This is a genomic window from uncultured Psychroserpens sp. (assembly GCF_947501425.1).
GTDB lineage: Bacteria > Bacteroidota > Bacteroidia > Flavobacteriales > Flavobacteriaceae > Psychroserpens.
Genome location: NZ_CANMVN010000001.1, coordinates 177,243 through 189,875 on the forward strand (window position 1 = coordinate 177,243; position 12,633 = coordinate 189,875).

16 protein-coding genes are annotated in these 12,633 nt (G+C 35.8%); all 16 read left to right on the forward strand.

Going from position 1 to position 12,633, the window contains the following annotated elements; genetic code table 11:
• The 16 genes from rpmF (at position 1) to Q0951_RS00890 (ending at position 12,633) form a co-directional block, all read left to right on the forward strand.
• Positions 1 to 204, forward strand: a complete 204-nt coding sequence (rpmF, locus tag Q0951_RS00815) for a 50S ribosomal protein L32 (protein ID WP_299333017.1) — start codon at positions 1 to 3, stop codon at positions 202 to 204.
• Positions 205 to 384: 180 nt separating this feature from the next.
• Entirely contained in the window at positions 385 to 1,380 is a 996-nt protein-coding gene (locus Q0951_RS00820; RefSeq protein WP_299333020.1) for a beta-ketoacyl-ACP synthase III, read from the forward strand.
• 38 nt (positions 1,381 to 1,418) lie between these two features.
• Positions 1,419 to 1,901, forward strand: a complete 483-nt coding sequence (gene accB / locus Q0951_RS00825) for an acetyl-CoA carboxylase biotin carboxyl carrier protein (RefSeq protein ID WP_299333023.1) — start codon at positions 1,419 to 1,421, stop codon at positions 1,899 to 1,901.
• Between the two features lie 83 nt (positions 1,902 to 1,984).
• Complete coding sequence (accC, locus tag Q0951_RS00830) at positions 1,985 to 3,334, forward strand: acetyl-CoA carboxylase biotin carboxylase subunit (protein ID WP_299333026.1); 1,350 nt, start codon at positions 1,985 to 1,987, stop codon at positions 3,332 to 3,334.
• Positions 3,335 to 3,660: 326 nt separating this feature from the next.
• Positions 3,661 to 4,161 (forward strand): hypothetical protein, encoded by a 501-nt coding sequence (locus tag Q0951_RS00835; RefSeq protein ID WP_299333029.1) that lies wholly within the window; start codon positions 3,661 to 3,663, stop codon positions 4,159 to 4,161.
• 7 nt (positions 4,162 to 4,168) lie between these two features.
• Entirely contained in the window at positions 4,169 to 5,281 is a 1,113-nt protein-coding gene (locus tag Q0951_RS00840) for an FAD-binding oxidoreductase (protein WP_299333032.1), read from the forward strand.
• Complete coding sequence (locus Q0951_RS00845; RefSeq protein WP_299333035.1) at positions 5,278 to 5,727, forward strand: 3-oxoacyl-ACP synthase; 450 nt, start codon at positions 5,278 to 5,280, stop codon at positions 5,725 to 5,727. The genes Q0951_RS00840 and Q0951_RS00845 overlap by 4 nt, the downstream gene beginning before the upstream one ends.
• Positions 5,728 to 5,763: 36 nt before the next feature.
• Positions 5,764 to 6,300, forward strand: a complete 537-nt coding sequence (locus Q0951_RS00850; protein ID WP_299333037.1) for a YceI family protein — start codon at positions 5,764 to 5,766, stop codon at positions 6,298 to 6,300.
• A 4-nt stretch (positions 6,301 to 6,304) separates the two neighbouring features.
• Positions 6,305 to 7,444, forward strand: coding sequence for an NAD(P)/FAD-dependent oxidoreductase (locus tag Q0951_RS00855; protein WP_299333040.1), 1,140 nt, complete (start codon positions 6,305 to 6,307; stop codon positions 7,442 to 7,444).
• Positions 7,441 to 8,160, forward strand: a complete 720-nt coding sequence (locus tag Q0951_RS00860) for a methyltransferase domain-containing protein (protein ID WP_299333043.1) — start codon at positions 7,441 to 7,443, stop codon at positions 8,158 to 8,160. Before Q0951_RS00855 ends, Q0951_RS00860 begins: the two co-directional genes overlap by 4 nt.
• A complete protein-coding gene (locus Q0951_RS00865; protein ID WP_299333840.1) occupies positions 8,157 to 9,209 on the forward strand; it encodes a type III polyketide synthase in 1,053 nt (350 codons plus the stop codon). Before Q0951_RS00860 ends, Q0951_RS00865 begins: the two co-directional genes overlap by 4 nt.
• Positions 9,210 to 9,292: 83 nt before the next feature.
• Entirely contained in the window at positions 9,293 to 10,087 is a 795-nt protein-coding gene (locus tag Q0951_RS00870; protein WP_299333044.1) for an SDR family oxidoreductase, read from the forward strand.
• Between the two features lie 19 nt (positions 10,088 to 10,106).
• The gene (locus Q0951_RS00875; protein ID WP_299333045.1) at positions 10,107 to 10,544 is read left to right on the forward strand and encodes a hydroxymyristoyl-ACP dehydratase; all 438 of its coding nucleotides are present in this window, start codon (positions 10,107 to 10,109) and stop codon (positions 10,542 to 10,544) included.
• Positions 10,541 to 11,812 carry a beta-ketoacyl synthase gene (locus tag Q0951_RS00880; protein WP_299333046.1) on the forward strand — a complete coding sequence of 424 codons (1,272 nt, stop codon included), beginning with the start codon at positions 10,541 to 10,543 and terminating at the stop codon, positions 11,810 to 11,812. The genes Q0951_RS00875 and Q0951_RS00880 overlap by 4 nt, the downstream gene beginning before the upstream one ends.
• 3 nt (positions 11,813 to 11,815) lie before the next feature.
• A complete protein-coding gene (locus Q0951_RS00885) occupies positions 11,816 to 12,070 on the forward strand; it encodes an acyl carrier protein (RefSeq protein ID WP_299333047.1) in 255 nt (84 codons plus the stop codon).
• Positions 12,067 to 12,633 (forward strand): 4'-phosphopantetheinyl transferase superfamily protein, encoded by a 567-nt coding sequence (locus Q0951_RS00890; protein WP_299333049.1) that lies wholly within the window; start codon positions 12,067 to 12,069, stop codon positions 12,631 to 12,633. Before Q0951_RS00885 ends, Q0951_RS00890 begins: the two co-directional genes overlap by 4 nt.

A 12,633-nucleotide genomic window follows, 5' to 3' on the forward strand; every position in this document is an offset into this window, starting at 1 on the left:
ATGGCACATCCTAAAAGAAAGATATCTAAAACAAGAAGAGATAAAAGAAGAACACATTACAAAGCAGCTGTTCCTACTATCGCTACATGTCCTACAACAGGAGAACCACATCTTTACCACAGAGCTCACTGGCATGAAGGTAAACTGTATTACAGAGGTCAAGTATTGATTGACAACTCTGAAAAAGAAGAAAATTTAGCATAAGTATTATGCATGCATATAATAAAACGCTCAGTACTGAGCGTTTTTTTTATGTTTAATTTCTCTAAGTCTTAAAAACGACTTATTTTGCGCCGTATTCGTTCGAAATTTAGTAAATTCATTAAAATTTTACCTTTTTTTGACGATTTTTGTCTTTTTAGGACGATTTTTTAAAAATTTAGTATGAGTAAAATCACAGCTGCAATTACAGGAGTAGGAGCTTATTTACCTGAATATAGATTGACCAATAAAATTTTGGAATCTATGGTCGATACAAATGACGAATGGATTACCACGAGAACAGGTATCAAAGAGCGAAGAATTCTCAAAGAAGATGGAAAAGGAACGTCATACTTAGCTATTAAAGCAGCTCAAGACCTAATCAATAAAAAAGGGATTGATCCAAAAGATATAGAATTAGTTATTGTTGCAACAGCAACACCAGACATGAAAGCTGCCTCAACCGCAGCTTTTACTGCAACTAATATAGGTGCCACTAACGCGTTTTCGTTTGATTTAGAAGCAGCATGTTCCAGTTTTCTTTTCGGGATGTCTGTGGCAGCACGCTATATTGAATCAGGTAAATACAAAAATGTATTACTTATTGGAGCCGATAAAAACTCCTCTATGATTAATTATAAAGACAGAGCCACATGTATCATTTTTGGTGATGGAGCAGGAGCTGTACTTTTTGAACCTAATCAGGAAGGACTGGGATTGCAAGATGAATTGTTACGAAGTAACGGAGAAGGACGTGAATTTTTACACGCACAGTACGGAGGGTCTTCTTATCCATCAACTCCAGAAGCTATTGCTGAAGGAAAACACTTTGTATTTCAGGAAGGAAAGACTGTATTTAAAAATGCAGTTTTTAATATGGCTGATGTCACTGAACGTATTTTAGAAAGAAATAACCTAACTAATGACGATATCTCATGGTTAGCAGCGCATCAGGCTAATAAGAGAATCATTGAGGCTACCGCTAACAGAGTCTCTTTAGATCCAGCAAAGGTGATGATGAATATCCATAAATATGGAAACACAACATCAGCAACTTTACCATTACTATTACACGATTACGAATCTCAACTAAAAAAAGGGGATAAAATAATATTCGCAGCCTTTGGAGGCGGATTTACTTGGGGCTCAATTTATTTAACTTGGGCATATAACTCCTAGATAGACTTTTAACTAACTAATTAAAACGATTAATAATTATGGATATTAAGGAAATTCAAAACTTAATCAAATTTGTTGCCAAATCTGGAGCAAGTGAGGTTAAATTAGAAATGGATGATGTGAAAATCACCATCAAAACCGGTTCAGATGACAAAGGGGAATCTACCACTTATGTTCAGCAAATTCCAGTAAGCCAACCTGTTGCTCAAGCAATGCCAGCAGCTGCACCAGCACCAGCAGCACCAGCAGCTGAAGCACCAGCTGCTTCAGACGATTCTAAATACATCACAATCAAATCACCAATTATCGGAACATTCTACCGTAAACCATCTCCAGATAAACCTGTGTTTGTTGAGGTTGGATCTTCTATAGGTGAAGGAGATGTGCTTTGTGTCATTGAAGCTATGAAATTATTCAATGAAATCGAATCTGAAGTATCAGGAAAAATCGTTAAGATTCTAGTTGACGATGCTTCTCCAGTAGAATTCGATCAACCACTATTCTTGGTAGATCCGTCATAACAATTGAAAATTCCAATCCACAAATCCCAAAACCATATTGTTGGAATTTGGTGCTTGGAACATGAATTTTTAAAACTGAAGTTATGTTTAAAAAAATATTGATTGCCAATAGAGGAGAAATAGCACTACGTGTTATTAGAACCTGTAAAGAAATGGGTATCAAAACAGTTGCTGTGTATTCAACTGCTGATGCTGAAAGTTTACACGTAAAATTTGCTGATGAAGCCGTTTGTATTGGACCACCTTCAAGTAGCGAATCTTACCTTAAAATATCAAATGTTATTGCAGCAGCAGAAATTACAAATGCTGATGCTATTCATCCTGGATACGGATTTTTATCAGAAAACGCTAAATTTTCTAAGATCTGTGAAGAGCATAATATCAAATTTATCGGAGCATCTGAAGAGATGATCTCAAAAATGGGAGACAAAGCCACTGCTAAAGCAACAATGAAAGCAGCAGGTGTTCCATGTGTTCCTGGAAGTGATGGTATTATTGCTGATTTTGATGAGTGTATAAAAATAGCAGAAGAAACAGGATATCCAGTGATGCTTAAAGCTACTGCTGGTGGTGGTGGAAAAGGAATGCGTGCTGTTTGGAAACCTGAAGACCTGAAAGATGCCTGGGATTCTGCAAGACAAGAATCCAAAGCGGCCTTTGGAAATGATGATATGTACATGGAAAAACTCATTGAAGAACCACGCCATATTGAAATTCAAGTTGTTGGAGATTCTACAGGTAGAGCATGCCACTTATCAGAACGTGATTGCTCTGTACAACGTCGCCATCAAAAGTTAACCGAAGAAGTGCCTTCGCCATTTATGACCAAGGCATTACGTGATAAAATGGGTAAAGCTGCTGTTAAAGCCGCAGAATTTATTAAGTATGAAGGCGCAGGTACTGTAGAGTTCTTGGTAGATAAGCATCGTAATTTCTACTTTATGGAAATGAATACACGTATCCAGGTAGAACATCCAATTACAGAACAAGTTATCGATTTCGATTTAATTCGCGAGCAGATTCTCGTAGCAGCAGGTGTGCCAATTTCAGGTAAAAACTACACGCCAAACTTACATTCGATTGAGTGTAGAATTAATGCTGAAGATCCTTTTAATGATTTCAGACCTTCTCCAGGTCGTATCACGACATTACATGCTCCGGGAGGACACGGTGTTCGTTTAGATACACACGTTTATGCTGGATATGTAATTCCACCAAACTACGATTCTATGATCGCCAAGTTGATTACTACAGCACAAACACGTGAAGAGGCAATTAACAAAATGAAACGCGCACTTGATGAGTTCGTGATTGAAGGAATTAAAACAACTATTCCTTTCCATAGACAATTGATGGAGCATCCAGATTATTTAGCTGGAAACTACACCACGAAGTTCATGGAAGATTTTGAAATTCAACCTGAAGAAGATTAATGATATATCAACTCCGAAATTAACGTTTCGGAGTTTTTTCTTTATACACCATAGCTTTAACGTAGGAGTATTATTTTGGGTGTTCCCTTTTTTCGCTGTAACTACAAAAGGTCAGGCTATCCGCTAAATCTTTTTATTGTCATATTGAGCGCAGTCGAAATATCTATAACAATAAAAAGGATACCGCTACTATCCTTAACACAAACCGATATTTCTTCCTATATTGAAAGACATATACAATGTAGCTTATGTTAAATAAGAAAACCTTTCTATTTACTTTTACGCTCTTTTTGTTTTTTTTTCCGGTATATATAGTGTTTTATAATATGGTGTTTTACATATTTGATCACTTGTTTACAGGTGGTCAGGTCTCAGAGATATTTACCTATAACTATTACGGCGGACTCAACGGTTGTTTGGCTTCTGCAAAATATCAGGAACTGTCAAAGTCATTTAGTGCTTTTCAAATCTATGGCACTGTTGTGCTTGCTTTTTTAGTATCTGTATTGTCGTTTGTAATACTTACAAAAAAGAAGACACTTAAGTTTCCTTATAAATGGAGTTTTGTTTTCTTATTTTCATTTTATCTCTTCGAAAGTTTAACCTATATCAGTACCGCTCTAATTAATATGAATAGTACGTTTTTTAAACAAACTATTTTATTTTTAGTATTAAGTGTATTGACGCTTTTAATGGCATTTATCATCTTTGTAAAGGTGTTTGATAAAAAAGATAAAACCCTGACCTTTATTTGTGTGCTACCATCAACAGTTTTAAGTTTGATCATTTGGTATCAATATATTGGACCAAAACTATTACCTGTATAATGTATTTATGAATTTATCCTATTGGGACATAAAATCCTGGCTTACCAACATAGATTTTACTATTGTTGGCAGTGGTATTGTAGGCCTTAATTGTGCCTTACAACTACAACAACGCTTCCCGAAATCTAAAATTCTTGTTCTTGAAAGAGGAATACTGCCTCAAGGAGCCAGCACTAAAAATGCAGGTTTTGCCTGTTTTGGAAGTCTTAGTGAAATTATCAATGATCTTGAAGTACATTCTGAGGCAGAAGTTTTTAATCTGGTAAAACAGCGAATAAAAGGCTTACAAATACTTAGGGAAACTTTAGGAGACCAAAATATCAATTACCAACAACTTGGAGGCTATGAATTGTTTTCAGATAGCAATGCACTTTTTCAATTATGTCAATCTAAAAAGGAATCTATTAATCGTCTTTTGAAACCATTGTTCAATGATGAGGTGTTCAGTTTTCAGTCTAATACATTCGGGTTTAAAAACTGTCAGGACCAACTAGGTTTTAATCAGTTTGAAGGACAAATAGATACAGGAAAAATGATGCAGTCCTTCACACAATTAGCACTTCGTTCTGGAATAAAAATATTGAACAGCGTTACTGTTGAACAATTTTCTGACGATGGCCATTCGGTTAAGATTAAAACCGATACATTCGAATGTTCTACTTCAAAGCTCTTCATAGCAACTAACGGCTTTGCCTCAGCATTAGATATTTCCGAAGTAAAACCAGCCAGAGCACAAGTACTAATCACAAAACCTATTGAAAACCTAAACATTAAAGGCACATTTCATTTAAATCAAGGCTATTATTATTTTAGAAACATAGACGACAGAATCTTATTTGGAGGTGGACGAAATTTAGATTTTAAAGGAGAAGAAACAACAGAACTAGCACAAACAGAGCTCATCCAAAATATGCTGGAAGCATTACTAAAATCCACAATTTTACCAAAAACACCTTTTGAAATTGAACACAGATGGAGTGGAATTATGGGTGTTGGTGAACAAAAAAAACCGATTGTCAAACCACTTAGCACTAATGTGTTTTGTGGCGTAAGACTCGGCGGAATGGGTGTTGCCATTGGTAGTTTGGTAGGAAAAGAATTAGCAGATCTAGTACAATGAGTATTAAAGAAGAACTATATAATCAGTGCCAGAAATTTTTGGATGATCGATTTCAAACCATTCAGAAAACAATCGCTGAAATTCAAGAATCACTTGCTACAGAAACGAAGAGCTCTGCTGGAGATAAACATGAAACAGGTCGCGCTATGTTGCAGTTAGAACGTGAAAAAGTTGGCCAGCAACTTGCAGAAATACAGAAGATTAGTCAACTATTATCTAAAATAGATATTTCGAAATCTTCTGAAAGTGTTAGCTTAGGCAGTATTGTGCTTACAACACAGTTTCATTATTTTATCGCTATAAGTGCAGGAGAACTTAAATCAAAAGACCAAACATTCTATGCTATTTCTGCTAACACACCTATTGCTAAACTACTTTTAGGGAAAACTACTGGAGATCGTATTCAGTTTAGAGATCAAGACTTTAAGATTCTTGACCTTATCTAATTTTTATCTCATTCTTTTTCAGTGTATCTTTAGAGTATGAAAAAGATTAAAATAACACTTGTGCTCCTTGCAGGTATGACACTCTCATTCTCAAGTTTTGCTCAAAACTCAAAAACAATTGCTTCGGTAGATTTCAAGATCAGAAACCTTGGAATAAATGTAGATGGTCGTTTCAAACAATCAACTATTACTACAAATTTCACAAGTCCAGATCACACACAATGGTCTTTAAGCGGTAGCGTTGAAACCAAATCCATAGACACTGATAACAACAAACGAGATAAACACCTCAAGGAAGAGGATTATTTTGACGTTGACGCCTTTCCAAAAATCACGTTAAAAGCTACAAATTTTAAAAAAGTTTCGGCACAGAAATACGATGTTACAGCAAAACTAACCATTAAAGAAACAACCAAAACCATAACTATTCCTATGGAAATCATTGGTGATGCTAACAGCTTTAAATTGCGAAGTAATTTTGAGATTAACAGACGAGATTATGGCGTTGGAGGAAGCAGTTTGATTTTATCAAATACAGTAAAGATTAGCGTTTATTATGTATTAAATAACTAATGTTTTGAGGCAACTAAAGGCTAAAATAGATGTTATTATCATTGGTGGAGGATTAGCCGGACTTTCAAGCGCAATTCACTTATCAAAGCATAATTATAGTGTTTTGCTTATTGAAAAACATAGTTATCCAAAGCATAAAGTCTGTGGCGAATATATTTCTAATGAAGTGCTGCCTTATCTTGAGTATTTAGGTATTGACGTTTTTAAATTAGGAGCAAAGAAAATTGATAAATTTCAGCTATCTACAACAAATAATAAACTCATTTCTACAACATTGCCATTGGGTGGTTTTGGTATTAGTCGTTATTGTTTGGATGCAGCATTAGCAGAAAAAGCAGCTAAACTTGGAGTTAAAATTCTTCAGGATACAGTTGAGGATGTTATATTTTCTAATGATGAATTTGTTCTTAAAACAAAGAGTAATAATCAGTTTATATCTAGGATAGTTATTGGTGCCTATGGAAAACGGTCTAATCTTGATGTAAAACTTAACCGTCAGTTCATCAAAACAAAATCACCTTATCTGGCTGTCAAAATGCATGTAAAGGGCGATTTTCCTGATGATTTGGTTGCACTCCATAATTTTAGAGGTGGCTATTGTGGTGTGTCAAAAGTTGAAGATGACCATATTAATTTATGCTACATTACTAATTTAAAAGCGTTTAAAGACTATAAAGACATTGATGAGTTTCAGCAACAAGTAATGTTTCAGAATCAATACTTAAAAGCTATTTTTGATCAATCCACATCTGTGTTTGAACAGCCTTTAACCATCAGTCAGATTTCATTTGAAGACAAAAAACCAATAGAAGACCATATCATTATGTGTGGTGATACAGCTGCATTGATTCATCCACTTTGTGGAAACGGAATGAGTATGGCAATAAGAAGCGCACAAATAGCCTCTGTTTTAATTATCAAATATTTTAATTCAGAAATTTCTGATAGAGATGCTTTAGAAAAACAGTATCTTAGAGAATGGAATAAAGCGTTTAAGTCGCGTTTGCAAACAGGTCGGTTTGTAGCTAATTTATTTGATCAGCATAAGCTGTCAGAAGTTTTAATGCAAGGTCTAAAATGGTTTCCAGGTATTTTACCAAAAATTATTAAACGAACACATGGTCAACTAATGACAATAGAATGAGCCTACTGGTTAGTACAAAATACAGAAGTGAAGACGAGGAAATTATGGACGATTTGGATTATAGTGGCCCAATTCTTCATGATGCCCTTGATAAACTTGCTAAGATCAACCAATGGTTAGGTGGAAATGCTGTAACCATTAACGGACTTAAAAAGTTGCTTAAAGATCATCCAAAAACCCAAACCATTACAATTCTCGATCTAGGTTGCGGAGGTGGAGATATACTAAGAGAAGTCGCACGCTTTGGAAAAGAACAGGGTTATCAATTTCTGTTGATTGGTATTGATGCTAATCAACACACTATTAATTATGCTAGATCACTTTCGGAAGCCTATGATAATATTGAGTTCAAAGTCATGGATATTTTCTCTGATACCTTTAAGGAGCTCAACTATGATGTGGTCTTAGCAACTTTGTTTTTACATCATTTCAAGGAAGATCAGCTGCTATCCTTCTTAAAACCTGTTTTAAAAAAGTCAAAATTAGGGATTGTCATTAATGATCTGCACAGACATAAACTCGCCTATTACTTATTTAAATTATTATGTATTACCATAAGTAACAAGACGATCATTGAGGATGGTTTAACCTCAGTATTGAAAGGGTTTAAACGACAAGAATTAACATATATATCACAACAATTAGAAGCTAACTATCAAATTCGGTGGAAATGGGCATTTCGTTTTCAGTGGATCTTGAAGCCCAAGAGCATATGAGTGTAAAAATAACAGGCGTAGCAAAACAACTACCAAAATATACTAGAGAGACAAAGGATATCATTCCTTATTTAAATATATGGCTATCTGGTCAGGAGGAACGTTTTCAACGTAAAGTCATTAAGCTTTTTGAAAATGCAGGTGTCGACAGACGCTATTCTATCATGGATGCTGAAGAGGTATTTACAAAAACTTCTTTTGAAGAAAAAAATAACATTTATGCTCGTGAAGTGGTTAAATTAGCAGAGCAATCGTTGATAAAGGCATTGGAAAAAGCACATCTAAAATCAACAGATATTGACTATATCATCACAGTAAGTTGTACCGGAATTATGATTCCGTCCATGGATGCATATCTTATCAATAATCTTAAGATGAAACAGGATGTTATACGGCTTCCAGTCACCGAAATGGGCTGTGCCGCTGGTGTATCAGGAATTATATACGCTAAGAATTTCCTTAAAGCAAATCCTAATAAACGCGCAGTAGTTATTGCTGTAGAGTCACCAACAGCTACATTTCAGTTGGATGATTACTCCATGGTAAATATCGTGAGTGCTGCTATTTTTGGAGATGGAGCTTCTAGTGTGATTCTATCGTCTTACGACAATGAAGAAGGACCAGAAATTATTGACGAAGCCATGTATCATTTTTATGATGCCGAAACTATGATGGGATTTAAATTGGTAAATACAGGATTACAAATGATATTAGACAAAGCCGTACCTGAGACCATCGCAGCGCATTTTCCTAATATTGTACACCCTTTTTTAAAGCGAAATGGGATGACTATCGAAGATGTAGATCACCTCATTTTTCATCCAGGTGGAAAGAAAATTGTACAAACTGTTGAAGATCTGTTTGGATCATTGGGAAAGAATATCAACGATACTAAAGACGTGTTGAAGCTCTATGGAAATATGAGCAGTGCCACAGTATTATATGTTTTAGAGCGTTTTATGGATAAGCAACCTGCAAAAGGAGAAAAGGGATTAATGCTGAGTTTTGGACCAGGATTTTCAGCACAGCGAATTTTATTAGAATGGTAATTTAAAATTGTCATGCTGAGCGCACACGTGTTAATGAAGCTTTAGCGTAAGTACAGTCGAAGCATCACTATTGAATAGTAAAAATGAATGAATTTAAACAAAACAACTATTGGGCACTCATTTTAGGAGGCTCAAGCGGATTGGGCTTGGCTACAGCCAAAAAACTTGCTAAACACGGCATGAATATTTGTATTGTTCACCGAAATGCTCGAATGCAAGAGGATGCTATTACTGCCGAATTTGATACAATTAAAAACGAAGGTATTCAGTTTAGGTCCTTTAATATTGATGCGTTTAAACCTGAAAAGCGAGACCAGATCGTTTCTGAATTAAAAACTGTTTTAGGTACTCAGGGTCGAATTAGAACACTAGTTCATAGTGTGGCCAAAGGAAATTTAAAACCGATGTTGGACGAGAATAAACCCACATTAAAAAATGATGATTTCAACTTAACCATTAATGCGATGGCGATTAGTTTATACGATTGGACCAAAGCCGTTTTTGAGGCACAACTATTTGCTGAAGATGCACGTATAATTAGTTTTACTAGTGAGGGCAATACTAAAGCCTGGAAGAACTATGCTGCTGTCTCAGCGGCGAAAGTCACTTTAGAGGCCATCACCAGAAATTTAGCTCTGGAGTTTGCGCCTTACGGAATAAGAGCCAATTGTATTCAAGCAGGTGTTACAGATACAGCGTCTTTGCGAATGATTCCTGGTAGTGATCAAATTAAAATGCACAGCTTAAAACGAAATCCGTTTAAACGATTAACCCAACCTGATGATGTCGCTAATGCGGTCTATTTACTTTGCAAAGATGAAGCGCGATGGATTAATGGTTGTGTGATTCCTGTAGATGGAGGAGAACATATCTCTTAAATATAAACGAATATTTAAATTGAATAATAAACAAATCATAGCGTTATTACCCTATCAACATCCTTTTTTGTTTGTTGATGACCTAACCGAAATATCTACGGAAACTATTACTGGACATTATACATTTCCGTCAGACGCTTATTTTTATGAAGGTCATTTTAAAGACCATCCAGTGACACCAGGTGTGATTTTAACCGAATGTATGGCACAGATTGGCGTAGTTTGCTTAGGGATTTATCTTTTAAAAGATGAGCTTTCAAAAGATATACTTCCACAGATCGCCTTAACGTCTAGTCAGATGGATTTCTTTTTACCAATCTATCCAGGTGAAAAAGTGACTGTGGTTTCTGAGAAAGAGGTATTTCGTTTTAATAAGCTGAAATGTAACGTCAAATTATTTAATAAAAAAGAGGAGTTAGTGTGTCGCGGAAAAATTTCAGGAATGATTAAAACATGAAAAATAGAGTTGTCATAACAGGATTGGGAGTTGTAGCGCCAAATGGTGTTGGTCTGGACGCGTTTTCTAAAGCCATAAAAAACGGACAATCAGGAATTACATTTCATCAGCAATTAGCCGACTTGAACTTTTCGTGTTGTATAGGTGGAGTACCTCAAATTTCCGAAGACAAAAAACTGGAATACCTCACGCCTCTGCAATTAAGAGGCTTTAATAGCTCAGGAATTTTATACGGCTGCATGGCTGGTATTGATGCCTGGAAGGACGCAGGATTTTCAGTGGATTCTAATAGTGATTTAGACTTTGATAGCGGAACTGTTTTTGGTACAGGAACCTCAGGCGTGGAGAAATTTAGAGAAGCTATTTACAAGTTGGATGACAAACAGGTAAAGCGTCTAGGTAGTACTGTTGTGGTGCAAACTATGGCTAGCGGAATTAGCGCTTTTCTCGGTGGCATTCTCGGATTAGGAAATCAAGTGACTACAAATTCTTCGGCGTGCACTACAGGAACTGAAGCTATTTTGATGGGTTATGAACGGATTAAAAATGGTCAGGCTAAACGCATGCTCGTTGGAAGCTGTAGTGATGATGGTCCGTATATTTGGGGAGGATTTGATGCTATGAGAGTGATGACCTATAAGCATAACGATACTCCAGAACAAGGCTCAAGACCTATGAGTGCAAGCGCATCAGGATTTGTGCCTGGCGCTGGAGCAGGTGCTTTGGTTTTAGAATCCTTAGAAAGTGCATTACACCGAAACGCAACCATCTATGCTGAGGTGTTGGGCGGACATATCAATTCTGGAGGTCAACGAAATGGTGGCACGATGACGGCTCCAAATGCTCAAGCTGTACAGCGATGTATTAGAGAAGCTATTGTCAATGCAAATATTACTGCTGACGATATTGATACCATTAACGGACATTTAACAGCCACCTCAAAAGACGCTTTAGAGATAGAAAATTGGACGAAAGCTTTAGAAAGAAAGGGTGGAGATTTTCCGTATATTAATTCGTTAAAATCTATGGTTGGCCATTGCCTAGCTGCAGCAGGAAGCATAGAGAGTGTGGCTACTGTGTTGCAATTAAAAGAGCAATTTGTATTTCCTAATCTCAATTGTGAGGATATTCATCCAGAAATTTCTGAATTAATTGCAGTAGATAAGATTGTAACGCGTCAATTAAAAACAAAACTAAATATTGCGGCAAAAGCCAGTTTTGGTTTTGGCGATGTCAATGGTTGTATTATCTTTAAGAGATATAATTAAACTATGACCAAAGACGAACTTATTGCCAAACTTAAAACCATTGTTCAACCTTATATTCAGGATGAAGCAGCTTTTAAAAACCTTTCGGAAGACACAGATTTTATTAACGACCTGAAAATTAATTCAGCAAATCTGGTAGACGTGATCTTAGATGTTGAAGACGAATTTGACATTCGAATTGAAAATGACGATATGGAGAAAATGACCTCTGTAAAAGCGGCTATGGATATCATTAATGAAAAATTAACCGAAAAATGATTGGGAATGATATTGTCGATTTAAAACACAGTGCTCCCAACTGGAAACGACCACGTTTTTTAGAGAAGGTGTTCACTAAAAAAGAACAGTCATTTATTTTGTCTTCTGAAAACCAACATCAAATGGTTTGGTTGTTATGGAGCATGAAAGAAGCGGCTTATAAGGCTCATGTACAACACTTTGAAAACCGATTTTTTAATCCGAAACGTTTAGAATGTGAGCTCATTTCCGAAGAGAATGGTCTGGTTATCATTGATACAATCAAGTATTATACATCCTCAACGATTACTCCAGAGTATGTTTATACAGTTGCTAAGCAAAATAATATTCAGGTTCTGCATACCACGCTTTTTACTTCTGAAATATCAAATCAATCACTTCAAAGTGCTAAATTAAAAGAGCGTGCTCTAAAATCAATCTCAGAAACTAAACATTTAAACCTTAAGACTTTAGAGATTAGAAAAACCAAAATTGGAATCCCCAAACTATTCTATGCTTCAGAAAAACTTGCTATGCATTTGTCTTTGACACATTGCGGACGATTTTCAGGGTTTGTATTTTAA

Bases quoted from the DNA above. Each gene is read 5' to 3' on its own strand.
- rpmF (WP_299333017.1), top strand. From the start codon at position 1: ATGGCACATCCTAAAAGAAAGATATCTAAAACAAGAAGAGATAAAAGA.
- Q0951_RS00820 (WP_299333020.1), top strand. From the start codon at position 385: ATGAGTAAAATCACAGCTGCAATTACAGGAGTAGGAGCTTATTTACCT.
- accB (WP_299333023.1), top strand. From the start codon at position 1,419: ATGGATATTAAGGAAATTCAAAACTTAATCAAATTTGTTGCCAAATCT.
- accC (WP_299333026.1), top strand. From the start codon at position 1,985: ATGTTTAAAAAAATATTGATTGCCAATAGAGGAGAAATAGCACTACGT.
- Q0951_RS00835 (WP_299333029.1), top strand. From the start codon at position 3,661: ATGGTGTTTTACATATTTGATCACTTGTTTACAGGTGGTCAGGTCTCA.
- Q0951_RS00840 (WP_299333032.1), top strand. From the start codon at position 4,169: ATGAATTTATCCTATTGGGACATAAAATCCTGGCTTACCAACATAGAT.
- Q0951_RS00845 (WP_299333035.1), top strand. From the start codon at position 5,278: ATGAGTATTAAAGAAGAACTATATAATCAGTGCCAGAAATTTTTGGAT.
- Q0951_RS00850 (WP_299333037.1), top strand. From the start codon at position 5,764: ATGAAAAAGATTAAAATAACACTTGTGCTCCTTGCAGGTATGACACTC.
- Q0951_RS00860 (WP_299333043.1), top strand. From the start codon at position 7,441: ATGAGCCTACTGGTTAGTACAAAATACAGAAGTGAAGACGAGGAAATT.
- Q0951_RS00865 (WP_299333840.1), top strand. From the start codon at position 8,157: ATGAGTGTAAAAATAACAGGCGTAGCAAAACAACTACCAAAATATACT.
- Q0951_RS00870 (WP_299333044.1), top strand. From the start codon at position 9,293: ATGAATGAATTTAAACAAAACAACTATTGGGCACTCATTTTAGGAGGC.
- Q0951_RS00880 (WP_299333046.1), top strand. From the start codon at position 10,541: ATGAAAAATAGAGTTGTCATAACAGGATTGGGAGTTGTAGCGCCAAAT.
- Q0951_RS00885 (WP_299333047.1), top strand. From the start codon at position 11,816: ATGACCAAAGACGAACTTATTGCCAAACTTAAAACCATTGTTCAACCT.
- Q0951_RS00890 (WP_299333049.1), top strand. From the start codon at position 12,067: ATGATTGGGAATGATATTGTCGATTTAAAACACAGTGCTCCCAACTGG.